The organism is Sphingobacterium puteale (assembly GCF_050986225.1).
GTDB lineage: Bacteria > Bacteroidota > Bacteroidia > Sphingobacteriales > Sphingobacteriaceae > Sphingobacterium > Sphingobacterium puteale.
In genome coordinates this window covers 4,331,155-4,357,540 of the sequence record NZ_CP158959.1, presented here as the reverse complement: position 1 = coordinate 4,357,540, position 26,386 = coordinate 4,331,155, and the positions used below count along the sequence as shown (strand labels likewise).

The 26,386-nt window shown below is 39.4% G+C and carries 29 protein-coding genes; 18 read left to right on the top strand and 11 right to left on the bottom strand.

Annotated features, from left to right (window positions below; translation table 11 throughout):
• Positions 1-40: 40 nt before the first annotated feature.
• The 4 genes from ABTV71_RS18665 (at position 41) to ABTV71_RS18650 (ending at position 3,052) form a co-directional block, all read left to right on the top strand.
• Positions 41-838 (top strand): hypothetical protein, encoded by a 798-nt coding sequence (locus ABTV71_RS18665; protein WP_433900660.1) that lies wholly within the window; start codon positions 41-43, stop codon positions 836-838.
• A gap of 87 nt (positions 839-925) precedes the next feature.
• Positions 926-1,726 carry a class I SAM-dependent methyltransferase gene (locus ABTV71_RS18660; RefSeq protein ID WP_433900659.1) on the top strand — a complete coding sequence of 267 codons (801 nt, stop codon included), beginning with the start codon at positions 926-928 and terminating at the stop codon, positions 1,724-1,726.
• A gap of 33 nt (positions 1,727-1,759) precedes the next feature.
• Positions 1,760-2,560 (top strand): 4-hydroxy-tetrahydrodipicolinate reductase, encoded by an 801-nt coding sequence (gene dapB, locus ABTV71_RS18655; protein WP_433900658.1) that lies wholly within the window; start codon positions 1,760-1,762, stop codon positions 2,558-2,560.
• A 234-nt stretch (positions 2,561-2,794) separates the two neighbouring features.
• Positions 2,795-3,052: a hypothetical protein gene (locus ABTV71_RS18650; protein WP_121127372.1), complete on the top strand. Its 258-nt coding sequence runs from the start codon at positions 2,795-2,797 to the stop codon at positions 3,050-3,052.
• Positions 3,053-3,080: 28 nt separating this feature from the next.
• Here the strand turns inward: ABTV71_RS18650 and ABTV71_RS18645 are convergent, their stop codons facing one another.
• The 3 genes from ABTV71_RS18645 to ABTV71_RS18635 form a co-directional block, all read right to left on the bottom strand.
• Complete coding sequence (locus ABTV71_RS18645; protein ID WP_433900657.1) at positions 3,081-3,617, bottom strand: hypothetical protein; 537 nt, start codon at positions 3,615-3,617, stop codon at positions 3,081-3,083.
• A 61-nt stretch (positions 3,618-3,678) separates the two neighbouring features.
• Positions 3,679-4,539, bottom strand: a complete 861-nt coding sequence (locus tag ABTV71_RS18640; RefSeq protein WP_433900656.1) for an AadS family aminoglycoside 6-adenylyltransferase — start codon at positions 4,537-4,539, stop codon at positions 3,679-3,681.
• A 147-nt stretch (positions 4,540-4,686) separates the two neighbouring features.
• Positions 4,687-5,145, bottom strand: coding sequence for a hypothetical protein (locus ABTV71_RS18635; protein ID WP_433900655.1), 459 nt, complete (start codon positions 5,143-5,145; stop codon positions 4,687-4,689).
• A gap of 346 nt (positions 5,146-5,491) precedes the next feature.
• On the opposite strand from ABTV71_RS18635, the gene ABTV71_RS18630 reads away from it, so the two are divergent.
• A complete protein-coding gene (locus ABTV71_RS18630; protein WP_433900654.1) occupies positions 5,492-6,691 on the top strand; it encodes an MFS transporter in 1,200 nt (399 codons plus the stop codon).
• Positions 6,692-6,747: 56 nt separating this feature from the next.
• Here ABTV71_RS18630 and ABTV71_RS18625 read toward each other — a convergent pair whose 3' ends face one another.
• Positions 6,748-7,299, bottom strand: a complete 552-nt coding sequence (locus ABTV71_RS18625; protein ID WP_433900653.1) for a 5' nucleotidase, NT5C type — start codon at positions 7,297-7,299, stop codon at positions 6,748-6,750.
• 111 nt (positions 7,300-7,410) lie between these two features.
• Here ABTV71_RS18625 and ABTV71_RS18620 point away from each other — a divergent pair, with 111 nt between their 5' ends.
• Entirely contained in the window at positions 7,411-8,157 is a 747-nt protein-coding gene (locus ABTV71_RS18620; RefSeq protein ID WP_433900652.1) for a DeoR/GlpR family DNA-binding transcription regulator, read from the top strand.
• 51 nt (positions 8,158-8,208) lie between these two features.
• On the opposite strand, the gene ABTV71_RS18615 is transcribed toward ABTV71_RS18620, so the two are convergent.
• Positions 8,209-8,775 carry a YceI family protein gene (locus tag ABTV71_RS18615; RefSeq protein WP_121126960.1) on the bottom strand — a complete coding sequence of 189 codons (567 nt, stop codon included), beginning with the start codon at positions 8,773-8,775 and terminating at the stop codon, positions 8,209-8,211.
• Positions 8,776-8,994: 219 nt separating this feature from the next.
• Positions 8,995-9,564, bottom strand: coding sequence for a dihydrofolate reductase family protein (locus ABTV71_RS18610; protein WP_433900651.1), 570 nt, complete (start codon positions 9,562-9,564; stop codon positions 8,995-8,997).
• 607 nt (positions 9,565-10,171) lie between these two features.
• Between ABTV71_RS18610 and arr the strand changes: the two genes are divergently transcribed.
• The 4 genes from arr to ABTV71_RS18590 all read left to right on the top strand — a co-directional run bounded on the left by arr (position 10,172) and on the right by ABTV71_RS18590 (position 13,438).
• Positions 10,172-10,585 carry an NAD(+)--rifampin ADP-ribosyltransferase gene (gene arr / locus ABTV71_RS18605; RefSeq protein ID WP_433903720.1) on the top strand — a complete coding sequence of 138 codons (414 nt, stop codon included), beginning with the start codon at positions 10,172-10,174 and terminating at the stop codon, positions 10,583-10,585.
• 438 nt (positions 10,586-11,023) lie between these two features.
• Positions 11,024-12,079: an NAD(P)-dependent alcohol dehydrogenase gene (locus ABTV71_RS18600; protein WP_120257022.1), complete on the top strand. Its 1,056-nt coding sequence runs from the start codon at positions 11,024-11,026 to the stop codon at positions 12,077-12,079.
• Positions 12,080-12,364: 285 nt separating this feature from the next.
• Positions 12,365-13,078, top strand: a complete 714-nt coding sequence (locus tag ABTV71_RS18595) for a 2OG-Fe(II) oxygenase (RefSeq protein ID WP_433900650.1) — start codon at positions 12,365-12,367, stop codon at positions 13,076-13,078.
• 81 nt (positions 13,079-13,159) lie between these two features.
• The gene (locus ABTV71_RS18590) at positions 13,160-13,438 is read left to right on the top strand and encodes an Ada metal-binding domain-containing protein (RefSeq protein WP_433900649.1); all 279 of its coding nucleotides are present in this window, start codon (positions 13,160-13,162) and stop codon (positions 13,436-13,438) included.
• Between the two features lie 62 nt (positions 13,439-13,500).
• Here the strand turns inward: ABTV71_RS18590 and ABTV71_RS18585 are convergent, their stop codons facing one another.
• Positions 13,501-13,965, bottom strand: a complete 465-nt coding sequence (locus ABTV71_RS18585) for an Lrp/AsnC family transcriptional regulator (RefSeq protein WP_120257026.1) — start codon at positions 13,963-13,965, stop codon at positions 13,501-13,503.
• Between the two features lie 189 nt (positions 13,966-14,154).
• Here ABTV71_RS18585 and eat point away from each other — a divergent pair, with 189 nt between their 5' ends.
• The 5 genes from eat to ABTV71_RS18560 are packed head-to-tail and all read left to right on the top strand — an operon-like array spanning position 14,155 to position 20,107.
• Entirely contained in the window at positions 14,155-15,477 is a 1,323-nt protein-coding gene (gene eat / locus ABTV71_RS18580; RefSeq protein ID WP_121126965.1) for an ethanolamine permease, read from the top strand.
• Complete coding sequence (locus ABTV71_RS18575; protein ID WP_433900648.1) at positions 15,474-16,835, top strand: glutamine synthetase family protein; 1,362 nt, start codon at positions 15,474-15,476, stop codon at positions 16,833-16,835. Before eat ends, ABTV71_RS18575 begins: the two co-directional genes overlap by 4 nt.
• 7 nt (positions 16,836-16,842) lie before the next feature.
• A complete protein-coding gene (locus tag ABTV71_RS18570) occupies positions 16,843-17,991 on the top strand; it encodes an iron-containing alcohol dehydrogenase (RefSeq protein WP_433900647.1) in 1,149 nt (382 codons plus the stop codon).
• 12 nt (positions 17,992-18,003) lie between these two features.
• A complete protein-coding gene (locus tag ABTV71_RS18565; RefSeq protein WP_223582810.1) occupies positions 18,004-18,753 on the top strand; it encodes a gamma-glutamyl-gamma-aminobutyrate hydrolase family protein in 750 nt (249 codons plus the stop codon).
• On the top strand, positions 18,731-20,107 hold the full coding sequence (locus tag ABTV71_RS18560; protein ID WP_433900646.1) for an aldehyde dehydrogenase family protein: 1,377 nt from the start codon (positions 18,731-18,733) through the stop codon (positions 20,105-20,107). The genes ABTV71_RS18565 and ABTV71_RS18560 overlap by 23 nt, the downstream gene beginning before the upstream one ends.
• A 118-nt stretch (positions 20,108-20,225) precedes the next feature.
• Here ABTV71_RS18560 and ABTV71_RS18555 read toward each other — a convergent pair whose 3' ends face one another.
• Positions 20,226-21,101, bottom strand: a complete 876-nt coding sequence (locus ABTV71_RS18555; RefSeq protein ID WP_433900645.1) for a metallophosphoesterase — start codon at positions 21,099-21,101, stop codon at positions 20,226-20,228.
• A 13-nt stretch (positions 21,102-21,114) separates the two neighbouring features.
• Between ABTV71_RS18555 and ABTV71_RS18550 the strand changes: the two genes are divergently transcribed.
• Both ABTV71_RS18550 and ABTV71_RS18545 read left to right on the top strand, forming a co-directional pair.
• Entirely contained in the window at positions 21,115-21,339 is a 225-nt protein-coding gene (locus ABTV71_RS18550) for a hypothetical protein (protein ID WP_433900644.1), read from the top strand.
• A gap of 244 nt (positions 21,340-21,583) precedes the next feature.
• Positions 21,584-21,952: a VOC family protein gene (locus tag ABTV71_RS18545; RefSeq protein WP_120257032.1), complete on the top strand. Its 369-nt coding sequence runs from the start codon at positions 21,584-21,586 to the stop codon at positions 21,950-21,952.
• Between the two features lie 34 nt (positions 21,953-21,986).
• Here the strand turns inward: ABTV71_RS18545 and ABTV71_RS18540 are convergent, their stop codons facing one another.
• From ABTV71_RS18540 to ABTV71_RS18530, 3 genes are all read right to left on the bottom strand, one after another.
• Positions 21,987-22,628 (bottom strand): hypothetical protein, encoded by a 642-nt coding sequence (locus ABTV71_RS18540; RefSeq protein WP_147430544.1) that lies wholly within the window; start codon positions 22,626-22,628, stop codon positions 21,987-21,989.
• A gap of 131 nt (positions 22,629-22,759) precedes the next feature.
• Positions 22,760-23,131 carry a hypothetical protein gene (locus ABTV71_RS18535; RefSeq protein ID WP_433900643.1) on the bottom strand — a complete coding sequence of 124 codons (372 nt, stop codon included), beginning with the start codon at positions 23,129-23,131 and terminating at the stop codon, positions 22,760-22,762.
• A 977-nt stretch (positions 23,132-24,108) separates the two neighbouring features.
• Positions 24,109-25,164: a 3-oxoacyl-ACP synthase III family protein gene (locus ABTV71_RS18530; RefSeq protein WP_433900642.1), complete on the bottom strand. Its 1,056-nt coding sequence runs from the start codon at positions 25,162-25,164 to the stop codon at positions 24,109-24,111.
• Between the two features lie 563 nt (positions 25,165-25,727).
• On the opposite strand from ABTV71_RS18530, the gene ABTV71_RS18525 reads away from it, so the two are divergent.
• Positions 25,728-26,228 carry a hypothetical protein gene (locus ABTV71_RS18525; RefSeq protein WP_433900641.1) on the top strand — a complete coding sequence of 167 codons (501 nt, stop codon included), beginning with the start codon at positions 25,728-25,730 and terminating at the stop codon, positions 26,226-26,228.
• Positions 26,229-26,386: the final 158 nt, after the last annotated feature.

The following is a 26,386-nucleotide window of genomic DNA, read 5'->3' as shown; positions in this document are numbered from 1 at the left end:
GATCATAAATGAATCATGTTTATTTTAAAATTTGAACGTCATGTTAGCACTGGAAAATTATAAAATACTGCTGCTTGTACTATTTGCATCGCAATCTTGTGGGAATAATGGCCAGAAAACAGGCGGCGACACATCTCATCTGGTTGATCATCATGCTGAAATCATAACATATAAAAGCGATTCTACCAATGAATTGGTGCTGAACTTCAGGGATCATAGTTATTTTTATAAGGAAACAAACCTTCCCTTGAAAGCGGGGGAGGATGTGGGCTATGAGAATCAATCTAGAGGGTCCTTTGTAATTAAAAATGATACCCTGACTTTTTTCTCTCAGATGCCATCGCAGCTTGATTTTAAAACAGATTGGTCTACGAGTACGGAATTTCTCCTCTTATATCAAACCAATGAGGAACTTGATACCAATAGCGTGAAAATATACTTTGACAATATTGCCGAACCACAATATTATCAGGCATTTGAATTAGCTAATGGAAGAGTTGAAAAATTGGCGGTGAAAGCCTGTGTAACAGATGGAGACTTTGGTTGGATAAAAACGGAAAACGACCAGATTCCATTGTACCAATATTTAATTATTGAAAAACCTAAAAGCAATAAGCTTTTAATCATAGACAGTGTGAATACAGCGCACAGTTATTTTTTTGACTTTGATCATATTCCTTTTCGTTCATTCCACTTTTTTACAAGAGCTTATTGGAGTTATTACGATTTTACAGGACTGACATTTGTGCTTACGGACAACAGGCTCAAATTAACAGAAAATAATAGGTTAGGACGTTATCAGCATTCTAATATTAATCTGACCTTCTTAAAACAATGAAGTATTACAGCTGTTAAGAACATTAATTCTTCTTTAAGCATGGGTTAATGATATAAATAATACGGATAAAATAGGTAGATTTAAGCTATGAATAAAGAACAGCATTATTTGGATATAAACAGAGCGTCCTGGAATAGTAGAACGGATTCACACCTCAAGTCAGAATTTTATGATCTCCCGGGTTTTCTTCAGGGGAGAAGTTCTTTGAATGAGATTGAGCTAGATCTGCTCGATGATATTCAGGGGAAAACAATATTACATTTGCAATGTCATTTTGGTCAAGACACAATTTCACTGAGCCGGCTCGGTGCTGAAGTAACTGGGGTCGACTTGTCCGATAAGGCTATTGAAAGTGCACGAAAAATTGCTGAACAGACAAATGCCGATGTTCGTTTTATCTGTTGTGATCTATACGATCTGCTGAATCATTTGGATCAGCAATTTGACTATGTTTTTACGAGTTATGGTACAATCGGCTGGTTGCCTGATTTACATAAATGGGCAAAGGTTATTTCCAGATTTTTGAAGCCCAATGGGAAATTTGTCTTTGTTGAGTTCCATCCTGTTGTTTGGATGTTTGATGATAATTTTGAAAAAATAGGTTATCGATATTTTAATTCAGGAGCTATTATAGAAACTGCAAACGGAACTTATGCGGATAGAAATGCGGCTATAACAGAGGAGTATGTCATGTGGAATCACGGTATAAGTGAAGTGGTCAATAGTCTGATAAAAAATGGACTGCAAATCGCGCAACTTGATGAATTTGATTATTCCCCCTATAATTGTTTTAACGGGACGATTGAATTTGAAAAGAATAAATATCGGATTGAACTACTTGAGGACAAAATTCCAATGGTCTATGCGATAGTGGCCATAAAGAAGTAACATCTGAGCGTTGGACGACCAAAAAAAGGAATTATGATAAAGGTATTTATAGCGGGTGCAACAGGATGGGTGGGAACCGAGCTAAGCAAAAAGATAACGCAGGAAAAGGGCTTACAATTGGTGGGCGGTCTGTCCCGCTCCAAAGGTGGTGCTGATTTAGCATCAATTTTAAATCTGGGAAACGGGCCGATTCCATTATTTGATAATATAACAGATGCGCTTGATCTAGTGGATTTTGACGTGATGATTGATTTTACCAAACCAGAAATTGCCAAGAGCAATGTTATTGCAGCGTTAAAAAGAGGGAAGCGGGTTGTATTGGGAACTTCGGGGCTAACTGATGCTGATTTTAAAGAAATAGCAGCGGTGGCAGATGAGCATCATACGGCAATATTAGCTGCCGGTAATTTTGCAATCACGGCAGTGCTTCTACAGAAGTTTGCGGAAATTGCGGCTAAATTTATCCCACATTTTGAAATTATTGATTATGCTTCCGGGGATAAGCCTGATGCCCCAAGTGGCACCGTAGCTGAACTTGCATATCGCCTTTCCAAAATTCAGACACCAAAGTTAGCGGTAGCAATTGATGATACCGTCGGACGAAAGGATGCGCGTGGAGCAAGCATAAATGGTATACAGGTGCATTCTGTGCGTTTACCGGGACATATTCTTGGTGTTGAGGCGATATTTGGTGAAAAGGACGAAACGTTGATCCTTCGTCACGATGCAGGCAATGGCGCAGAACCGTACATAAAAGGGATTTTGATGGCTGTAAGTAAGTTGTCGACCTTTGAGGGCTTGAAGCGCGGATTGGACACTGTAATGGATATATAGAAGCGAAGATATCGAATAATCGGGATTAAAAAATTAGATTATTTTATACTAAAATAATTAGTATAATACTGTTTTTTATCTTTATATTTACATACTTATTTAGCATGTGAACACTTATTCATAAGTCTATTTTGGATATTTAGGAGAGGTGTATGGATGCTCCAATGTGGTTAAGAGCTATAGATAGGCTGACCATACGGTTTGACAGATTAGACTAAATTTGAGTTAGATGCCATGGAAGATACGATTGGACAGTTAAATACAGCATATAAAGGACAGATTTTCCGAATTACATATCAGGAAAGAGATTTTCAGATTCAATTGTTGAAAAAGTGTCCGACAAAAGAAGAAACAGCATTGGATATTCTGTTAGATGGTCTATTGCAGACTTTGGTTAAGAACAAAGAGAGATGGTCTTTTCAACAGCATGAATTGGATCAGGATCTTGCAAATCATATCTGGCGGGCCATCTCTCTCCGGTATAGACTTTGATAAGAATCAAAGTCTCCCAGTTACTTATTTAATTTACGCCAGGTCCAATAAGTTCAGTGGTAAGGCCTAAAAATCTCAGTAGATTTTTACTGTCAAAAATTAAAGTAGCATAATGTTTTCCCTTTTTAAAGGTAAGTTTTGAACCACCTGGAAAGGTACTTCCTTCCTCCATTTTTTGCGTTTTGGCTGCATATTTACTGAATTTAGCTGCACTTTCCTTAAGTGTGGTTTTGTTCATCACAAGATTAAAAGGCAAGCCCTCGACAACAAGCACTTGATCTTCTGGGATATCAAAAAAGATTTCATTGATGGTATTATTTTTTCCAAGACTAGTATAGAGTTCCAGACCGGAATTGGTCAACCATTTGGCATATTTTTCTTCATTGGCATCTTCATAGTAGACCGTTTTCGCATTTAATGCTGCTTCGATCTTTTGCACTGTCTGTGGGAAAATAAATTCTGAATCCTTGTTTAGGAGCGATTTTATTCCTGCATGGTTTTGCGAGAAAACGCTCATGGTCAATAGCAGGAAGAACATATTCAATGTTAGTGTTTTTATCATCATAGTGATCAATTTTAAGTTCTGGAAAATACAATAATTAAAGATATTAAAAAATTAATCAAATTCATTTCGTCTTTATGGCATTGAGATATATCCTGATATCCTGTTCGAGTTTTATAGGGTATATATAGCCCAATTTATTCGCTAGTTCCCTGCCAATTTCTGCGACAAGATCGGCCATTGCGAATAGCGCCGTCCAATTTTCATTGATATCACCGGCTGAAAAAGTCCGCATTATTTTTCCCCAGGTTTGCTCGGTCAGGTATTTTTTAAATAGGCGTCCATGTTTATTGGTTGTGATATTCCAATCATGCTGGCTAGCGATATACCACTCAATCAGCGGTACCAGATAATCGGTACGTATATTGTTTTCGGACATAAATTTTGCATAAAAAATATCCTCTCTTACGAGACACTTGGCGATATAAGTACAGTCCCACCAAAAATCATTGAGTAGCTGTGTGAATTTTTGCTCGGTAGGTTTTTTTATGATTGACACCCGATAGGAGGGTTTTTGGATCGCTTCCGTTATGCCCTCTTTGTCAAGGAGTACTTGATAACCAATATCCCAATCTTCACATAACGGGCTTTGACGCACCTCTTCCAAAAAATTAGGCTTACTATATAACTTAAAATCAACTTTTATGTGATCTGTATATAAAACCATTTTCATGGCATGTTTGCTATCAAAGTAGCTTTCATCCTCTTCAATCATAGCGATAGGAGAGCCAAAGTTATTTAGCCAATTCTTATCGGCGACATACTTGGTATTGTCATCAAATACAAGTTCGAGGTCTAAATCACTTAATTCATCAACTGGTGCCAGTGGATTTACCAAGGAGCTCGTTAGGAGAACTGCCCGAATATCCGTATTGTTTTGTGCCCAATCCATAATCTGCTGTAATTTTTCTGCTCGAGTTTGCATATTTTTAGTTTATTTATGGAGAATAAGCCCGTTCATTTCTAAAGAAGCACGACTTACGGCCGTTGGCTTCGCAAAGGTGTCGGAACAAGTTTATTTTCTAGTGATCTTAAAATATTTGGATCTGCCTCGGGGAAAACTACAGCCAATTTAAAAACCGAAGAGTCCGCTAAAGATAACAATACAATAGATTCCCATCGCCAACAGCAGATTGATGCACAGCGCTGCATATTTCTTCTTCGCTAATAACCAAATTAATTCTATTACTGTATAAATGAGGAGCGGAATTCCAAAACCGAGCATTTCGAAATAAAATAAATAGCCAGCACCCAGGTGATCATTTTCTTTATGCATATACCATTGAGAAATAATGATAATAAGGCCAGTTAGTATTAAGATACCCAATCTTATTAAGAGATGTCTTTTTAATTGTATATCTCTCAAAATAGGTGCGCGAATGAAGAAGACCGTTCCTGCAAAGTAAGCTATGATGAATATGATCCCTGTAAGCTGTCGGAATGTATAAGATATATTAAACCAACCATTTGTATAGAGTGACCCTATAATTAGTGTTGATAAAAGAAAATAGCCTATCGTTTTATAGTTCATGTGGTAAAATAAACGTTTTGCCCATACCGGATGACTCAAGCCTTTTTGTTGGAAAGAATTCACTTTCTAATAGCAATTTAGGTATAAATCACAATTATAGCAAAAATAGAGGGTGAAGATTAATGTGCCAAAAAATGTAGGGAAATATTAATCCCTGAAATAAAAATTATAAACGATTACTAATGACAGTATTATTTAATGGGATTGGTTGCTTTTATTGCTTTAATTTGCATTTTTTGCAATATTGTGCAATAATATGCTTCTGTTTTGATTTATTATTGATAGTTTTGTACGACTAAGCCTAGACAAGTCTATCGCTATACTATTTTAGTTTATCTCAAATTATATGGAAATTAAATCATTACCCATTCGTCCGGATACAGCGAGAAATGCTGTCAGGTTTATCTTTTTTGTGTGTGGGTTGGGACTCGCCAGTTGGGCACCTGTCGTTCCTTATGTTAAGCAACGGCTTGGAATAGATGATGGTGTATTGGGACTTTTGATGCTTCTTATCGGCGGCGGAGCTCTTTTTATTATGCCATTTTCGACCATCCTTCTGAATAAATTTGGAACAAGAAAAATTATCTTTCTTTCGGGTATCACGCTCGCATTGATACTGCCGATGTTGTTAATTGCTAATTCCATCATAACAATGGGGATTACACTATTCTTTTTTGGTATGTGTATGGGAGGAATAGAAGTTTCCGCAAATGCGCACTCAATCCTTATCGAGAAACTCTTTGATCGGCCGATCTTATCCGGTCTGCACGGTATCTTTAGTGTGGGAGGATTAACGGGGTCGCTCGGATTAGGGCTGTTGATAAAGTTAGGGTTTCAGGCTACCTATGCCATGTTATTGATCTCCTTACTGATCGTTGTAATTATGTTCGTTATGTATCGTAGGTTGTATGCGCATGATGATGAAATACGCATTAATAGTCATCATGATGACAAGAAAATGGCTGCAGGTCAGTCCAAATGGGCTGGTTGGTTAAATTTGCATGTTTTATTTCTGGGCATGCTCTGTTTCTGTGCTTATCTCTCCGAAGGTTCAATGTTGGATTGGAGTGCGGTATTTTTGCATGAGGAAAAAAATGCACCGCTTGAAATTGCGGGGATAGGGTATGCTGCCTTTTCCATTGCCATGGCAACAATGCGACTTTTTGGCGATGTACTTGTTGTCCGCTTAGATCATCGGGTTGTTGTGGTCGGAGGCGGACTCTTAGCGGTATTCGGTTTGCTGGTAGCTGTTTTATCACCTTCTTATTGGGGTGCATTAGCCGGATTTATCCTATTGGGCTTTGGTGCTGCTAATATTGTTCCGATTTTATTTAGTCATGCCGGAAATTTAAAAGGGGTTGGGGCATCAGCAAGTATTCCGGTTATGTCAACATTGGGGCACTCGGGGCAGTTGTTGGGGCCCGCCTTGTTGGGTGGAGTTGCCCAATTTTATGGAATTTCAGTCTCGCTTATCGTCGTTGCTTTTCTTATGCTTTCACTTTCTGTGTCTTATTGGACTTATTGGAAATTCCAGGCTAGAAAATAAATTATTGCAAATTATAGCTGGGCAATTACCCCTTTTGATTGGCCAGCTATAAATACTCAGTTGAACGTTTTATTTTGCAGCTCAGCAACAAAAAAACGATGTGCATCAGTCCAGTTCTTCAACCGTTCAAATCGGTGCTCATTGACATTGTGAAATGTATTAAACATAAGCCCTTTTCCAGAAAAACTGTCTAGATTCTTTAGATGATCGTCAATAAGAAAATCGGTGTCGATAATACCTTTATTCCCACAGAATACGATGTTCTTCCACGAAATAAATGGAAAATATTCTTGTAGCCATTCCCGTTTCTCTAAAAGACTATTGGGAAATTCCATTGCGGCAGATACGACAAAAATCTCATAATAGTTTTGTAATTCCTTCACCACGTCTTGTGCATCTTGTGCAACAGGAATACTGCGGAAAAAACCTGGTGTATGCAAATACCGTAAGACTGCCGTCTGATCAGGTAAACAATCCGCTTCCTTCAGCCCTATGATATCGTTTTCATTTATCCGTATACCAGTTTCTTCAAAATAATGTGAAAGATAGTGTCGTTGGATGTCTGCAAGTACACCGTCCATATCAATGGAAATTGTCTTTTTTATCATAAGTTTTATCTTTATTATTGCACAAATGTAATTATATAATTGCAAAATATTGCAATTATAGCAAATTTTTGCAATTCATTTTATTCTGGTAAAATCTATATATTTGTTCCTATGCTAAAGTACGATCGTCTACAAACCATTTTAGATATCACCAATAGGGAGGGTTCGGTTTCATTTCACACCTTAAGCAAAAAGCTTTCGGTATCCGAAGATACCATACGGAGAGATATTAAGGAATTGAATGATCGGGATCTTCTTCGCGCAGTAAGGGGGGGAGCTCACAGCATTGTGCAAAAAAAATATCATTATCGTGATCGCGAGAAAGCAGGGCTGGAACAGAAAAAGATTATTGCACAAAAAGCTTTATCATTAATAAAAGATGATCAGGTACTTTTTTTCGATGGGGGTACATCTATCCTGGAGTTGACTAAAATTTTACCAAAGGATCTTAAAGTCACTATCATTACAAATAGTTTTCCTGTCGCGAGTGTGATCGAAGACCATCCTTTTATCGATATCATATTTTTGGGAGGCCGACTTTATAAGTCCGCCTTCACCACTTTTGGCAATACTACGTTGGAAAGCATTGCCAATTTTAAAGCTGATTTATACTTTTTGGGCGTTTGTTCAATTACCCCTGAAAATTTGTCCTGTAATTATCAGGAAGATGCTGAAACGAAACGTGCAATGATGAAACAGAGTGTTCGCATCGTTGGATTGTGTACTTCCGATAAATTTGATACGGAGTCAAGCTTTATCATCGATAAAACCAAAAAGCTTGATATCATTGTGACAGAACATGAATCAACGAGCCCTCAGATGCGTAAATATATCGCTCAGGGGATCGAGCTGCTTTAGACAAACAATGATGTCGCAGTTTTTTTGCTACATCATTGTTTGTTATCATAGCTATTTTGCGGCTTTGATCTGAATGTCCAATGTAAATTCGTCCTCAATCGCCCGATTCCCGAGGTCAGAGAAAAAGCTGGCCGAACGATATTGGATATCAAAATCCAATCGATTTACCTTTACACCTAATGCTTCGGCCGAAAGTCCGTCAGTGGTGCTGGTTACCTTTGCGGGAAAAGATATCGTTTTCGTTTTGTTTTTAATGGTAAGATTCCCTGTGATTACTGGAGTAGCCTTGCTGTTATCCACTTTGCTGATAATGAATTTTGCTGTTGGATACTTCGGTACATCAAAGAAATCTTCATTTTTAAGATGGCCAGTTAGTTTTGGCGCATCAGTACATGCCATCGAATTCATATCAATGGTAAATCCACCACCGGTAATTTTACCTTTATCTGTTTGGATCGTTCCGTCTTTCAAGGCAATGGTACCAACATGACCACCGACGACTTTCTTCGCATCCCATTTGATTATTGATGATTGTGTACTGACTTTATAGGTTGTTTTTTGCGCAAAAGCAAAGGAAGTACTGCAAATAATAGCAATGAATAATAAGGTTCTTTTCATAGAGATGATTTGTTTAAAATCAAATATACAAGAAAGTAGGCATATTCAAATGAGTAAGGTAATGATTATATAAACGATAGTTTTAAATCAATGATTTTAACCATTCCTGAAAAAAGAGGGTAGACTTTTATGACATGATTTATCCCCTAAAACTAGGAAATATTAGCTCCTAACCCGTATAAAGTTGGCTAAGAGGGGAGCTTATCCATTGTAGGAATATTATCTTTTAAGCGGTCCAATATATTTATAGCTATTGATGAATATGCCAGTCGGGGTTGCCTTTGAGTCGAGGAAGACAAGTTCCTGGGCGTACACCTTATCTGAGAGTAGGCGCTTGCCTTGTCCCAGCAAAACGGGGTAGGTAATGAGCACCACTTCGTCGACGAGACCCTGCTCAAGTAATAGCGAGGTCAGTGTAGAGCTACCTACAACAATCAGATCGGGACCATCCATTGACTTGAGGGCATGAATCGCGGCGACAATGTCTTCTTCCAAATTTTTTACTGGCCCCCAGGTTAGACTGTCGGGACGGTGTGTTGCGACATATTTTGTTGCAGCATTTATGGCATTGGCCATAGGGAAATCTCCCGCATTGGGCCAGAAGCCACTAAAGATATCATAAGTCTGACGACCTAAAAGAAGGTCGAAGTCTGAGCCATATGCCTGAAAGAGCATTTCCGCTCCTGCGGGACTTCTATAGGCAGTTGTCCATGCGCCATAGGCGTAATCTCCATCGTGTTCGATGATGCCATCAAGGGAGATGTGTTCGAAAATTCGGATCTTTCTCATTGTTTCAAGTGTTTGATTATCAATTCAAATTTAGCGAAGTTTAGAAGCACGGATGAGGTGCAATTGCGACAATATAAGGGGGTAAAACCTTTAGGTCAATCTGTTGTTTTTAGGAATAATTACGAATTGTACGAAGGTCGATGCAATACGATTTACGAACAACATACGGAAATGTATAAAAATATGTAGAACTTTAATCCTGCAGATACCGGTGCATGTGGATTTTAAATCTCCCTGTGCCAACGGTACATTCGGCGATATAAAAAAAGATACGCGTATGGAATTTTCACCTTTCAACAACGTTGTTAAACTTTGTCTTCAGGGTATGAGCATGGAAGAAGCCAAGCATACTGAAGAAGCCCTTAACTTATTTATGCAAGCTTGGAACGAAGCCACAGACGATCACGAACACTTTCTTGCGGCTTATTATATCGCCAGGAATCAAGAGGCTATTTCCGACAGATTGACATGGTTGGAGGCCGCCTTGAGCCATGCATTAAAACTAAATGATGATACGGTTAAGAGTGCTTTGCCAAATCTTTGTTTGAACCTGGCCAAATGCTATGAAGCGCTGGGGGATAGTGATAAGTCTCATGGATATGCTGATCTGGCTGAGGTCTTGGGTGAAAAACCATCAGATACCGGTCCTTTTTATCATGGTACAAAAGCTGAGTTACCAGTGGGTGCGTTATTAACAGCGGGAGGTAATTCCAACTATCAATCTGAACTTACCATGAATCATATTTATTTCACTGCATTAGTTAACGGAGCTGGACTCGCGGCAGCTTTGGCAAGAGGCGATGGTCGCGAACGCGTTTATATTATTGAACCTATGGGAAGCTATGAAAATGATCCAAATCTAACAGATAAAAAATTCCCAGGTAATCCGACACGTTCTTATCGTTCCACAATGGCATTGAAAATCATCGGTGAAGTAAGCGACTGGGGCAGACCGAGCCCCGAAGAGCTTCAGCGGTTCCGTGACCGTTTGGCAGACAGTAATGGGGAAATAATCAATTAAGTCTACCGTATTTAAGGATCGACTTGATGTAAATAAATTTCTTCGTACTAAACGGAGAATAGACTATAAAAGGTGGAAAATCCAGCAGATACACTGTGGATGATCTCACGATTTATTATCTTTTTCTTTGCTCTAAAAGGTATATTACCTGTCCAGTATTTAGAGAATGCTAGATTGGTTCTTCTAAAGAAAGCTCATGAAGATGATCAGGGGTTATGAGATTGATTTTGAAAGGGATTAAAATTTGAAAGGGATCAAATTGACTGTTCAGAGCGGTTGACCAAGAACATTTTGCGATTTTCATTGTTTGTTCAATGTAAATAATGCCTGAAAGATTCTTTTTTTCGGGCAAATCCCCATTAACTTCGCACAACGTGGTAAATGGATCTTATTTATTGATAATTTGGATCCAATTGGTATTTTATAAAAAACAAAAGAATGATTAAATCGAAAGGTTACGCGGCGAAGGATGGCAATTCCCCGCTTGAATATTGGGAATTTGAAAGAAGAGAACTTGGTTCAAATGATGTGCTAATCGATATCTTGTATAGTGGTATTTGCCATTCAGATATTCATCAGGTGCATGATGAGTGGGGTGGGACACAATATCCAATTGTTCCAGGGCATGAGATCGTTGGCCGCATCAGTGCGGTAGGCAGTGCGGTGACCAAGTTTAAAAAAGGTGATCTAGCCGGTGTTGGTTGTATGGTGGCATCCTGTGGTGAGTGTGATAATTGTAAATCGGATCAGCAACAGTTTTGTTCGGAGAAGAAAACGGTGTGGACTTATAATAGCACGGATGTGATGCACGATCACTCTTGCACCTATGGTGGGTATAGCGATAATATTGTGGCTGATGCGGACTTCGTCTTGCATGTGCCGGAATCGCTTGATATCAAAAAGGTGGCTCCTTTACTTTGTGCGGGGATCACCACTTACTCGCCCTTGAAACGATGGAATATTAGCAAGGGGCATAAAGTTGGCGTGCTAGGGTTAGGTGGTTTAGGCCACATGGCAGTAAAGATCGCTGTCGCCATGGGAGCTGAAGTTACGATGATAAGCCATTCGCCCCGTAAAAAAGCAGATGCGGCGCTTTTGGGTGCCCAGAAGTTTTTAAATACACATGAGTCTTCGGAGTTGAAGGAGTTTTCAGCCTATTTTGATTTTATCATAGACACCGTATCGGCGCCTCATGATTATAATCTCTATTTGGCATTGCTAAAAACCAAAGGTGTATACATCTGTGTTGGTATCCCAGCAGCGCCAATGGAAATTAACGGACGCTCGATTATGGGAGGAAATAAAATTTTGACGGCTTCAAGCATTGGTGGTATACAGGAAACACAGGATATGCTTGATTTTTGTGCTGAACATAATATCCTTCCAGAAACCGAATTGATTGACATCGATTATGTGAATGAGGCTTACCAACGTGTATTGGACAGTGATGTAAAATACCGGTTTGTCATTGATATGGCTTCATTAAATAAATAGTGTCAACAACATAAAAAAATAGGAATCGTCCACTATTGAAGTGAAGCTCAAAAGTTAGACGGATTAACAAAATTAAGTTTTTTGTACTAGAGCTAGGTATTCCACCTGGCTCTTTCCATTTAACCTATCGATCGTTTTAGCAAAAAATGGTGCTCGATATGGGTGATAATTTGTTGCGCATTTTGTCAAGATTGATGATATATCTCGAAAAAAGGAAAAACAGCAGGTTTCGGATTTTTTACCTTGATTGATAGGCCTAATTTTGAGCTTTTGAAAATTATCGTCATGGAAAATATAGTATCGAGATTGCTGGTCAGGGATTGGACAGTCATCACCAGGGAATTGCATGATAAGGGCTTTGTGATTGTACCTGATCTATTAAATCAAGTCGAATGTGATGAATTGGTAGCAGCTTACGGTGCTGACAATAGGTATCGAAAGACTATTGTAATGGAGCGTTATCGCTTTGGTTTGGGGGAATATAAATACTTTCAATATCCCTTGCCCGAGCTGATTACGACAATAAGGGAAAAAGTATACGCATTGATTGCACCAGTCGCCAATCAATGGATGGAGGAGCTTAATATGGAACGAAGATTTCCGGCTTCGCATGCTGCCATGCGAGAACTTTGTCAGCAGCATGGACAGGTGGAACCTACCGTCCTTATTTTAAAGTATAATACAGGCGGATTTAATACGTTACACCAGGATCTATACGGTGAAATTTACTTTCCCATGCAAATCGTATTGCTGTTGGATCAGGTGGATCAGGATTATATCGGTGGTGAGTTTGTTATCACGGAACAGATACCACGGGCGCAGTCTAAGGTTAATGTCTTAAAACCCAAGCGCGGCGATATGATCATCTTTACGACTAATTTTCGCGCAGCGAAAGGCTCCAAAGGCTATTATCGGGTCCATATGAAGCATGGTGTTAGTCCATTGCACAAGGGGCACCGGCATAGCCTTGGGATTATATTCCATGATAGTCTTAGCTAAGATAGGAGATTCTTGCAGGTAAAAAATAGCCCATTTAAATTATAGGTATGTATACAATAGAACAAAAATTAAAAACGAAATATGATCAGACATATGGATTTGGGAGGGACAGCGGCTGAAAGAACCAAGTCCTTAAGTTCCTTCATTCGAAAGGGGGAAATTACCTTGGGCGGATATAAAAAGGCTAAGATTTACGGTCGTCTAAACTGTGCCACGGGTAAACGGATGAAAGTCGAACATCGTGTTTTCTTTCGGGATGAGGCTGATGCCGTCAGCCATGGATATAGACCATGTGGTCATTGTATGCGGGAAAAGTACAAGGAGTGGAAAGCTAAGCAGCAAGGCTTGGAGCACACTTAAAGTAAACGCAGATCTCGGTCTGAAAATTTGCAAGCACATTTTAGTTTGCCAGATGAAGATCGTTAAAGGAAAAGTGGAAGTCGTGTTGCGTTGACAATTTCTTTCATGACAAAATAGCTTTCCATATGTCTGATTCCTTTAATCGTTGCAAGCTTATTGAAGTTAAATTCATGATAATGGTCGACATCTCTGACCATAACCTTGAGCTGATAATCAAAAGCTCCTGTCACATGGAAGCATTCGACCACTTCCGGAAATTTTTGTATTTCTTCCATAAATAGCAAAGCACTTTCGTTTGAATGCTTTTCCATACTGATCGATACAAGAACCATCAGGTTCAGGTCCAGTTTTCTTCGATCCAGCAAATATACCTTTTGTTTGAGCACAGCTGTAGCCGTCAACTTCTTAATCCGTTCGTATACAGGAGTCATGGATAAGTTGACTCGATCGGAAATTTCCTTGTTACTCATGTTGGCATCCTGTTGCAAAAGGTCCAAGATCATAAGATCTTTTTCATCTAATTTCATTGTTGTAGTAATTTAAATCTAAAAACAAAGAGGTATAAGCCTGTCGTTGGAATAGTAAATCTAAAAATAATAATATTTCAATATAATTTTACTAAAATAAGTTTAATTGCAGGTATTTAACACTATAATTTAATTTAAAGTAGTAAATTCATATTACTTAATATCAGTTACCAACCTAGAAAAAGAATTATGAGTGATCCCCAATTAAAGAAAGTCCTTGGCCCCGTCATGTTGTGGGGATTGGGGGTAGGGTATGTAATTTCAGGAATGTATTTCGGATGGAACCTTGGTCTGGCAGAAGGAGGGACCTTAGGCTTAGCCATTGCGACTATATTCGTCATAATTATGTACCTCACCTTTACCTTTAGTTATACAGAAATGGCTTGTGCCATACCGAAAGCTGGGGGGGCTTTTGAATATGCCAATAGGGGCCTGGGGAAACAATTGGGGTTTGTCGCAGGGATTGCTCAAAATATAGAATTCGTTTTTGCACCGCCGGCCATTGCAGCGGCGATAGGTGCTTACCTTCATTTGCTTCATCCTGGGGTAGGCTATCTTACTTTTGCGATCGGAGCCTATCTGATTTTTACAGCAATGAATATTTTAGGTGTGAAACTCGCTGCTTCGTTTGAATTGGTTGTGACAGTCCTTGCGGTTATTGAATTATTGATATTCGCCGGTGTGACGCTGCCAGCATTTGAATTTTCTAATCTTCAACAAAATGCACTTCCCAATGGGTATTCAGGCATTTTTGCATCCATTCCATTTGCCATCTGGTTTTTTCTAGCCATTGAAGGGGTCGCCAATGTGGCTGAGGAAACCATCAATCCGCAGAAAAATGTATTGATCGGTTTTGGGTCAGCTATCGTTACTTTGGTCGTGTTGTGTATCATTACATTTTTATCAGCGGTTGGTGTCGCTGGTTGGGAAGCAGTTGTCTATCCACCGGGAAGTACCGAGGCCTCGGATTCTCCTTTACCTCTTGCTATTGCCAACGTCATTGATAGCTCCCATATTCTATACAAATTACTAATTGGGGTAGGGCTGTTGGGTCTTATTGCGTCGTTCCATGGTATTATTTTGGCCGGGGGACGTGCCACTTTTGAATTTGGGCGAGTAGGATATGCACCATCTATCTTAGGAAAAGTTCATTCACGCTTTAAAACACCAGCTAATGCGCTATTGGTCAATATGGCTGTTGGTATAGTCGCGCTACTGACGGGGAAGACGGCTGGGATCATTACCATTGCCTGTTTTGGTGCAATCAGTCTCTATATTATTTCCATGTGGTCTTTTTTCGCCTTACGCAAGAAAGAACCCGCATTGGAGCGCCCATTTAAAGTTCCTTTGTATCCTTTATTTCCTATGCTTGCGCTGATCATCGCCCTGATCTGCCTGGTTGCTATGATTTACTACAACCCATTGACAGCCTTACTATTCTTTGGGCTTGTCATCTTATCATATCTCTATTTCTTAATCTTCCTTGACAAGGATAAAACCATCAAATCATGATCGACAAAAAAGAAATTATTTCCAAATTAAAGGCAAGTACGAGTACGCACGTCAAAGTCGCCGTAGCAGATATTGATGGCGTATTGCGAGGCAAATTTATGCACCGTGATAAGTTTATCTCTTCATTGGACAATGAATTCGGCTTTTGTTCCGTCGTGTTTGGATGGGATGTCAATGACCAAGTTTATGACAATGTGGAGATTACTGGCTGGCATACCGGTTATGGAGATTTTCCTGCCCGTATAGATGGAAATACCTTCCGAAAGATACCCTGGCAGGAGGATGTCCCATTTTTTCTGGCTGACTTTGAATCGTCACATGCTACAGATCAAAATGTGTGCCCGAGGGCGCTGTTAAAAAATATCATAGCACAGTCTGAACAGGCTGGCTACAAACCTATTTTTGCACAGGAATTTGAATGGTTCAATTTTATTAAAGGTGATATCAATGCATCACAGAACAGCTTTAAAGAAATGACACCGATTACCTCAGGAATGTTCGGTTATTCCATCTTGCGGATGTCTGATAATTATGGGTTCTTTCGTGATCTTCTTGCGATGCTCGAACAGTTTGGTATTCCCTTGGAAGGTTTGCATACTGAGACTGGACCTGGCGTAATGGAGGCGGCGATTCAATGCAGTAATGCGCTTGAAGCTGCAGATCGGGCTACACTCTTTAAGTCAGCAGTAAAGGAGATCGGTAAAAAACATGGTATTGTCGCTAGCTTTATGGCCAAGCAGACGAAAGAACTACCGGGCTGTAGCGGTCACGTACATCAGAGCCTCTGGGACCTAAAAAAAGAAAAAAATCTATTTTATGATGCCGACGATCAGTTAGGCATGAGTGAACTGATGAAGCAATTTCTTGCTGGACAACTGTATTGTCTGCGGGATATTCTACCCTTATTTGCACCAACTGTTAACAGCTATAAAAGACTCACGGAGGGCGCTTGGGCTCCTACGACTTTAACCTGGGGGATAGACAATAGGACTACGGCCCTGCGGGTCATCGATGGTGGACCAAAGGCTACACGTATTGAACATCGGGTGGTTGGTTCGGATGTTAATCCATACCTCGCCATAGCGGCCTGCCTAGCGAGTGGACTTTACGGTATCAAGCATAAACTATCCTTGAACAATCCGTATACTGTGGGGAATGGTTATAAAGATTTGCAACATGGCGTTTTACCAAGAAATCTCTATGAGGCTACGAACCGGATGGCGCAGTCTGAAATAGCATCAGAATTGTTCGGTGAAAAGTTTGTTGACCACTTCTGTAAATCCAGGTTATGGGAATGGCGGCAGTTTTCAGAACAAGTAACAGATTGGGAAACAAAAAGATATTTTGAAATTATTTAACTGCAAGATGGATACAGACAAAATTTATGGTTTTAATTTTCCGACACCGATTCGTTTTGGTGCAGGAGCGATCAATGAATTACCGGATTACCTATTGCGCAATGGTCTTAACCGCCCTTTATTGGTAACGGATCCAACTATTGCCGAACTTCCTTTTTTTAAGGAAATCCAGCGTAAATTGACGGGCAGAGGGATAGACGTGATTGTGTTTCATGATTTGCACAAAAATCCGGTTAAATCCGATGTGCTGCAAGGTGGAGATGTCTATCGGGGGAACAATAGGGATTCCATTATCGGTGTTGGAGGTGGAGCCGCACTTGATGTTGCGCGGGCAATAGCATTGCGTGCACATCATCATCGTGATCTCTTTGACTATGACGATCTTATCGGTGGAGATATTTATGTAACCAATGAGATTCCACATCTGATCACTGTACCCACTACAGCAGGCACTGGAAGTGAAGTCGGTCGTAGCGCTATTATTTCCGAAGACGAAACCAAAAAGAAACGTATTTTGTTCAGCCCTAGGTTGATGGCGAAAATAGTCTTTGCGGATCCGCTCCTCACGATGGATCTTCCGGCATTGGTCACAGCAGCTACAGGAATGGATGCGCTCACACACAATATGGAAGCTTATTTAGCAAAAGGATATCATCCGATGTGTGATGGTATAGCGTTAGAGGGAATGGCGATGGTGGCAACAGCTATTGAAAAGGCAACCAAGGAATCTGATTTACAGTCTCGTTCGAAGATGCTTTTGGCCTCACTCATGGGGGCAGTGGCCTTTCAAAAGGGGCTGGGTATTGTCCATAGTCTGGCACATCCTCTTTCCTCGTTGTTAGACACTCATCATGGACTTGCGAATGCCATTAATCTACCTTACGGTATGCAATTTAATTATGCGGGATTCGAAGATCGTTTTGATAAAATGGCAGTAGCGCTCGGTATTGGCAATAACGCTGGCGATAAAGTCGTAGACTATTTATTTGAACTGAATACGCGCCTGGATTTACCTACCCATTTATCATCCATCGGTGTGCAAAAGCAACATCTTGCACCATTGTCGGAACTTGCATACGCGGATTTCTGTCATCCTTCAAATCCGAAGCCGGTGACAACAGAAGACTTTCTTGCTATTTATGAAACAGCATTCTAATAAAAAAATAGTATGATCAAAATTGGCATAAGCGCCTGCTTCTTTTATCCTGACAAGGAACGTACTGTCTTTGGTCCTAAATCACTGAGCTATATGGAAAATGATATGGCCCGTTGGATAGGGAAAAAAGGTGTACTTCCGGTGCTGCTTCCCGATTTAGAGGGGGAGCTGTTGACGGATATTATTGATCAGATGGATGGTATCATCCTCCAAGGGGGGAGCGATATTGCTCCAGCGCAATACGGTGAGGATCCCATAGGGAAGTGGAGAGGAGACGCTTACCGGGATCAGTATGAACTAAAGATATTGGATTATGCGATCAGGAAGGAGAAGCCCATATTGGGTATCTGCCGGGGATTTCAATTGATGAATGTCTATTTTGGGGGCTCACTTTATCAGGATATTCCTTCACAGATACCTGGAGCAGGAGCCCATCGGTCGGCAGAATTATACGATACGATTAATCATCCCATAAACTTTGTACCTGGAACCTTGCTTGGGGATTTGTATGGACATGTTGCTAATCCCAAGGTAAACACCGTACATCATCAGGCGGTCAAACAGCTTGGACAAGATTTGGAAGTATACGCTCATTCGGATGATGGTTTTATCGAGGCATTTGGATATACCAAAGCAGCTCCAGGTAAAGTGATGGGTGTACAATGGCATCCGGAGTTTTCTGCTACGCAAGCCGGAGAACTGTTGGATGAAGAATTGATTTTTAATGTTTTTCTAGAACATGCAAAACAACATAGAAATTAGAAACCCCGCTACGGGGGAGGTAGATGCTGTGATCCCTGTTATCACAGCATCCGAATTAGATACAGCGGCCGCTCTTTTAAAAAAAGGACAACTTTCTTGGGCAAAAGTGCCATTACAACAACGTTTAGACTGCATAATTGCGTTTGGACAGTTAATTCTGGCCAATAAACAAGAACTTGCCGAAATACTGACGAAGGAAACGGGAAAACCTATTACCCAGTCGCTAAACGAAATTGTAGGGGCGCAGAACCGTATCGAACATCTTCGGACAAATTCGGTTAAATGGCTTTCTGAGGAACTCATTACAACAACTGGGGCAACTCACGAAAAGATTGTGTATGAACCACTTGGGCTGATCGCCAATATTTCCGCATGGAATTTCCCTTATAATGTTGGGTTTAATGTATTTCTGTATGCACTTGTAGCTGGCAATGCCGTGCTTTATAAGCCATCGGAGTTTGCTACTGGTACAGGTATACAGTTTGAGAAATATCTGTATCAAGCGGGTATTCCCCAGGATGTATTCAAATGTGTTGTCGGAGATGCCGAGATTGGCCAGCAATTATTGGAGCTACCTCTGGATGGCTATTTTTTTACAGGGTCATATAAGACTGGTCTCCATATTGCGACCACAGTAGCGCATAAATTAGTTCCCGTCCAATTGGAACTAGGCGGGAAGGATCCGCTTTATGTTGCCGATGATATCGTAGATATTAAGAAAGCCGCCATTTCAGCAGCAGAAGGTGCATTTTACAACAATGGACAAAGTTGTTGTGCTGTGGAGCGTATTTATGTATCGGACAAAATATACGATCAGTTTGTTGAAGCTTTTGTCGAGGAAGTAGCCTCTTATAAGATTGGTGATCCGATGATGCCGGATGTATTTATCGGACCGCTAACCAGAGCCGCTCAACTCACTGTGCTTGATGCCCAAGTAAAAGATGCGCTTGCAAAGGGAGCAACCTTGCGCCTGGGGGGGCATACACTGGAAGATACAGGTTATTATTATGCGCCTACAGTATTTGAGCATTGCAATCACGACATGGAATTGATGAAGGAGGAGAGTTTCGGCCCGTTGATCGGCATCCAAAAGGTGACTTCAGATGATGAGGCGATCCATCTAATGCAGGATACCACATATGGCCTGACTGCAGCCGTATTTTCAGCTGATCAGGATAGGGCAATGGCAATACTGGAAAAAATGAACACCGGAACAGTGTATTGGAATTGTTGCGATCGGGTAAGTCCCAATGTCCCTTGGTCTGGACGAAAAAATTCAGGGCTGGGCTCAACCCTATCCGCGCAGGGAATCCGCGCTTTTGTTCAGCCCAAAGCATACCACTTGAGACCATAAGTTTTTGGGTAAAGGTTGTTTGTAGGGAATAAATCCCCTAATTTCAAGGTTTTAAGTCTTTTTTGAAAAAAATCTGTTTATTTCTGTAAGGTTTAATACTATAGTCCATGACATAGCATTAAGCCTTACTTTTTAAATGGAATATCGTGATCTCAGGTAATAATCCCAGTCGACTGGGGTAATCCAGGTAACCGAAACCGACATTCACATAAAGTGATTGATGTTTTTCCTGATACAGGCCGGCCCATTCACGATAGGCATATTTAATTGGGCTCCATTGATAATCTGGATTGCTAAAGCCGAATTGACCACCATGTGTGTGTCCACTAAAGGTGACATCGATCATCGGATATTTTGGTAATACCTCAGCCCTCCAATGTGACGGGTCATGTGAAAGGAGGAAGGTGATAGGTGAAGAAGGATCAACCTTGGACATGGCCAGATCGAGATCGCCATAATTGTGCGGGTTGTTCACCCCCCAGTTCTCTACACCTACAAGCGTGATTTTTTCATTATTTAAGACAATCTCCTTCGATTCGTTTAATAGCAGCTGCCAGCCAAGTTTGCGATGGATATCTTTTACATTGTTCAGGTTCTGTTGTTTGGTCAACTTACGCTCATGGTTGAAATGGAACCTATTAAAATGATATTCCCCATAGTCGTGATTTCCCAAAATAGAAAATACACCCAAGGGAGCCGTTAGTTTACCAAATATGGAGAGGTAGTCATCCATCTCATCGGCAAAGTCATTCACCAGATCTCCTGTGAAGAAAATGATATCAGGCTTTTGTGAAAGCAATAGGCTTATACCCTTTTTTACAGCATTTAAATTATAAAGACTGCCCGCGTGTATGTCGGAAATCTGAGCGATGATCTTGCCCTCGAAAGACTTTGGAAGATCGGGTAAAATCAAATTGACCTGTTTGATTTGGTAATCATAGAGATTGGATATAAAACCACGGGTTAAAGCGACTAAAGGGATACTACTTAACAAAAGACCACTTTTGATGATGAAATCAGATCTTCCTATGGTCTTTTTATTTGCATCTGGTATTGTGTTATTGTTTGTTAGTCGTCTGCCTATATTTCTAAAAAATACCGAAAGTATATCTACGCCGATGGAGAAAAGAAGGATTGTCTTTGCAAGTAGCAATGAAATAGGGAAGAACATGAAACAAGCGGCGATAAAATTGTTCCACTCGAAAAATAAACTCAAGAATATGCAGACATAAGAGAAAATACTCAATAACCACCAGATTACATTTGCGGTTAATGGTTGTGATTTCCATACCGCCAGTCTGCATAACCTTAAATATATTAAAATATCAAAAAGAAGAAATATAAAGATGATTTTTAAGAAAGTGTATAGCTGTGGGATCATATAAAAGTTTGTTTGTCTGAACCAAATCTTGCCATAGGGCAAGCGTCTTGACTAAATAATTTATTTATCTTGTATTCTTGTTAAAAATAGTAAATATGAACACAAAATTTGAAGCTGGGATTAATATCGCCATAAAAATTCCCAAAAATAAATATGAAAAGACGGTAGCTTTTTACAGGGATATTCTGAAATTGGATGTCGAGGAGAAGCCGATCGATAATCCAACAGTCTCCAGGACACATGAGGTGAAGTTTGGGCACAATATTATTTGGCTGGATTGTGTGGATAACTACACCCATTCCGAAACTTGGTTGCAGCTTACTGTTCCGAATGTTGCTGAAGCGACCGATTATCTATTGTCAAGTGGGGTGGAAACCTGTGACGAAATTGAGGAACTTCCGGAAAATATGCATTGGATTACCGACCCTGCAGGTACCGTGTTCAATTTGCAGCAAAAGCGATAAAATGCTGATTTCAGGCTATGTTGTTAGCATTAGTTTATTCTTGCTGTTCAGCAATAGCACTGTTTCCCATCAGATGAAAGTGTGATAATATAACAATAGGGACTATGATTGTTGGAAGCAAGACATAAGGAAACTGTAGTACAGCAATATTAGGTTGATCAAATGCCATTGACTGTAAAGGTAATGGCGATGATAATATACCAATGACCACGACAATCAGCAGTGAACAGATGCCCAAAATATTCCAGGCTTTGAAAAATACAGATGTTAGTATTTTTGGATTGAAGCTACTAAAGATTAAAAATAGAACGGCAGTAATGCCGAAAAATAGATCATAGTTCCAACCCAAAAATGTCATTTCTATAGGCAGCATTTTATGCTTAAAAAGTTGAAAAATAATGAATTCAATAGGGAGTCTGATGATATGGATACCAAGCAGATAATAAGCGTTCAAGCTTAAATTTTTTGATAATCTATAGTAACTTATACTCAGTAAGAGCGCGCTCACCAAGACAAGTACAAAAGTAGGTGGGAAAATCAGAAAAATATTAAGGGATGATACCGCTGAGAGTGCAAATGCCCATATCACAATAGGAATCACCACCATTTTATTGGGGGAGGCGAGTCCAAATAAAATGAGGCATGCTAAAGTGGATACGGAAAAAACAACAGGCATAGAAATGCAGATTTATGATATAAAACTACAAGAAATTCACTTTGAAATACTTGTCCTAGGGCAAGTAATTTGACTCTCAGAAAAATTATCCTATAGTTTTGCTAACCTATGCTGTTGGTCGAATTTTAAATTTAATCAGTAGAGCTCAACCTTTTTTCTTTCAGCCATTTTGATAGGTGGTTGGCGACTTCAATATTATTCAGGTCAGAAAAGGGGAAGTGTGTATTTGCATGAATACCGACCTCGGGAAGATGGACGACAGTGGCGTCACCGCCATGTTTATTGATTGTTGCCGCCCATATTCTGGCCATTTCTAATCCCGAACGCCAGTGATCCATATTCCTTACTTTGGTGGGCTGTTTGGCAATATTATCTCCGTAATAAATCACGATAGGAATTTTGGTGAGTTTTTCGAAATCTGCGAATGGAATTTCAACAGCTTTGAGCTCACCAAAAAGTCCTGTGGATTGGATTGGTTGTGGCAGTTCGCCTTTCGGAAACATGAAGCTGCTATACGGTTCAAAGGCGGCAACGGCTTTAACTCGGCTGTTTTTAATTGCCGTAGACCATCCCGGGCCGCCGCCCTGTTAATGCATTACCAATATACTAACACGATCGATACAATTAATCCGTTTCTTCTGAGTGAATGCTTTTCCTTCAGAATATTACCTAAAGTTTAACGCATTCTTTTCTTCAGGATCTTATTGAAATTATATCTTTTTCAAAATTGCGAAATACGCTAGTATATAAAGTTATATGAATTACTGAAATAAATACCATTATTACTGTTTATAGGAAGGTAACAAAATGATCAAAGACAAGTTCCGCAAGCGATAAACCACACAAAAATCGGATACCTTGCTATTTTCTGGATAGGAGATGAGCTGATAAAGCTATGCTATTGTTAATAAACCTTTGGGATTGATGGGATATCAGTTATTATTTGTATCTTTATGAATAAGGTTTGTTATTCATATAACCCATTCGACAAACCAAACATGATAAAAGCTTCTCGTTTTATCTTTAAATTTCTCCAATTATATCATCGTGAAATTTTCTGTTTAGAACCAACCACACTCAAGTTTAATCCCCACAATTCATGTACCCATGGTTATGGGAAACACCCTCACAATGTAAATATTATAAGTCATGAGTAAAGATCAAAAAAAGGAAAAAAGTACGAAAGAGAAAACACAGTCGTCATATCAAAAAGAAAAAGACTCGATTTCAAAAGATCTAACAGATAATGTCTTTCGTAAAAAAAAGAAATAAGCAATTGTAGAAGTTAGCTTAATTTAATAATGGTAGATTATTAATTTGGAGCGAGTATAAAGAGTGGAGTATTAGACCACGCTTTTGCTCGCTCTTTTAGTATAAAATTTAAAACAACTCTTATTTGTTAAAAAACTCCTTTCATAAGATTGAGCTTGTTTTGTTTCCGCTCATTGAAAGTAAATTGACTAGACATGTTGACGAATTGCTAAAGTCTATAGGTAAATGCATTGATATTCATCCCTGCACCTACAGAGGCAAATAAGATAATATCATTTTTATTGAATGAATGTCCTTCAATTTTTCCCTGCCTAATTAAATCATAGAGTGTTGGAATAGTTGCAACACTGCTATTCCCAAATTTATGAATGGACATCGGCATGATATTCTCTGGCGGCTGCATATGATATAATCCATAGAATCGCGAAATAATAGCCTCATCCATTTTCTCATTGGCCTGATGAATTAATATCTTTTTTATGGCATTAATGTCAAGATTAGCTTTCTCTATGCAGACTTGCATGGCTAAAGGAACCTTACTCAGAGCGAATTCATATATCTTTCGTCCCTTCATCTTAATGTAACGGGTGCCTTCTTCATGTTGGCTGTTAAAGGAGCCTCCAAAATAAAGATAGTCGGCCTCATCAAATGCATAAGTTGCACTTTCAAAAGATACTAATCCTGCCTCCTCTGTTGTCGCTTCTACGATAACTGCGCCAGCACCATCAGCATAGATCATTGAATCACGATCGTATGGATCTACGACACGGGAAAGAGTCTCGGTACCGATAACCATACAGCGTTTAGCCATGCCTGATTTGATAAACGCATTAGCTTGTATCACGCCTTCATTCCAGCCCGGACAGCCGAATAAAAGATCATAGGCGATACAATGTGGATTTCGTATACGTAATTTTTTCTTGACTCGTGTTGCCAGACTGGGAACAGTATCCGATTGAACTTTTCCATAGGGTACGTCGCCATAGTTATGTGCGACGATAATATAATCAAGTGTCTCTTGATCGATGTCAGCGTTAACGATTGCCCGCTCTGCGGCAATAGACGCTAGATCAGAAGCCACCTGATCATTATTTGCATAACGACGTTCCTCAATGCCAGTAATATCTTTAAACTTACCGATAATGGATTCAGGGTATTTGATAGGCTCACCGGCCTCATCCAAAAAAATACGATCTTCAAAATTCGCGTTATTGATTTTATTGTCCGGAAGATAGCTGCCTGACCCAATAATTTTTATATTCATTAATTTCCCTCCGTTTCTCAATTATTGAGTTGGTTTCTGTATTGTTCTTTGTGGAAAGCAGCAATTGGTTACGATGCCCAGTGATTTATAAATTTCAATGTAGACATTTTCTTGACTGAGCCTTCTTTTTCTTAATTTACCAAAATTATTTAAGATATCGTTATACAAGTTAAATAAAAGGGAACTTGCTCATTGTTTTCGGAATATATGCTGGAAATGCATACCAAATTCATAATGAGGGACCACGCATTTCGAAATCTTTGGGCCTCAGATAAACACGGTAAGCTGCCTGTCATCGTGATTTCGGGAAGTAGCATCTTACATAAATTTACTCAATCGGGGCGGATATCAATCGTGTTATGGCAGCTATCGATCTGTACAAAATAGTTTTTATTTTATTTGCAGATTTACGCTAGGTGAACCTCTGATTTTTGTAGGTACTACCATGTAATTTAGCTGAAAATGAGTTATATAAAAAGCGTTGTTCGTGATCAAAAAAATGGGTGATCAAAAAAAATCAAGTCAAACAATAAGATCTGTATTGTACTAAGAGATATCACGCGATGGAAAAAAAGTTATTATATATTGTATGCTCACTACTGTTTTTTAATTCTTTTAAGAAAGATGTTCGCGTAAATTATGTCTATGCGAAGCAGGATCTGAATGGGACAACAGACGCTAATAAGCTCATCTCTGATACGGTATTGGTGAAAATTGCTGATAATATCGCGCTCAAGTGGAATAAAAAAAGCAATTCTCTTATTAAAGATTCCAATTATTATAACTATCTGAAAAATAAAAATACCTTACGACTTATTGCTGAAAGTATTGGCTCTACAACTGATCTTGGGGTCTTGGTTTGTTCGAAGAAAAAGGGACACTTAAAAGTTGGAGATGTAGCATTTCTCTATCTATTGGAGAATAGAAAATTTTATTTGTTCCAATGTTTAAAAATTCAATTTGATGTGCTGGATAAAGATTGTAAGATCCCTCGATCCCTTTTAGATTATATAGATAAAAATCGTCATACCGTTGGAAAGAAAGTCAGCGAATGTATGATCTAATATTTCTTTTCAACATTATTACGTATTCTACCTGCGTACTTTAGGAATAGCTTAGGTAACGTGTTTTTTTTATGTAAAAGTATCTAACTGTAAATAAGTTAGATGTAAAAATTTTTATCTATTTTTTTGAATATGCAAAAAGGCTACAGTATCCCAGT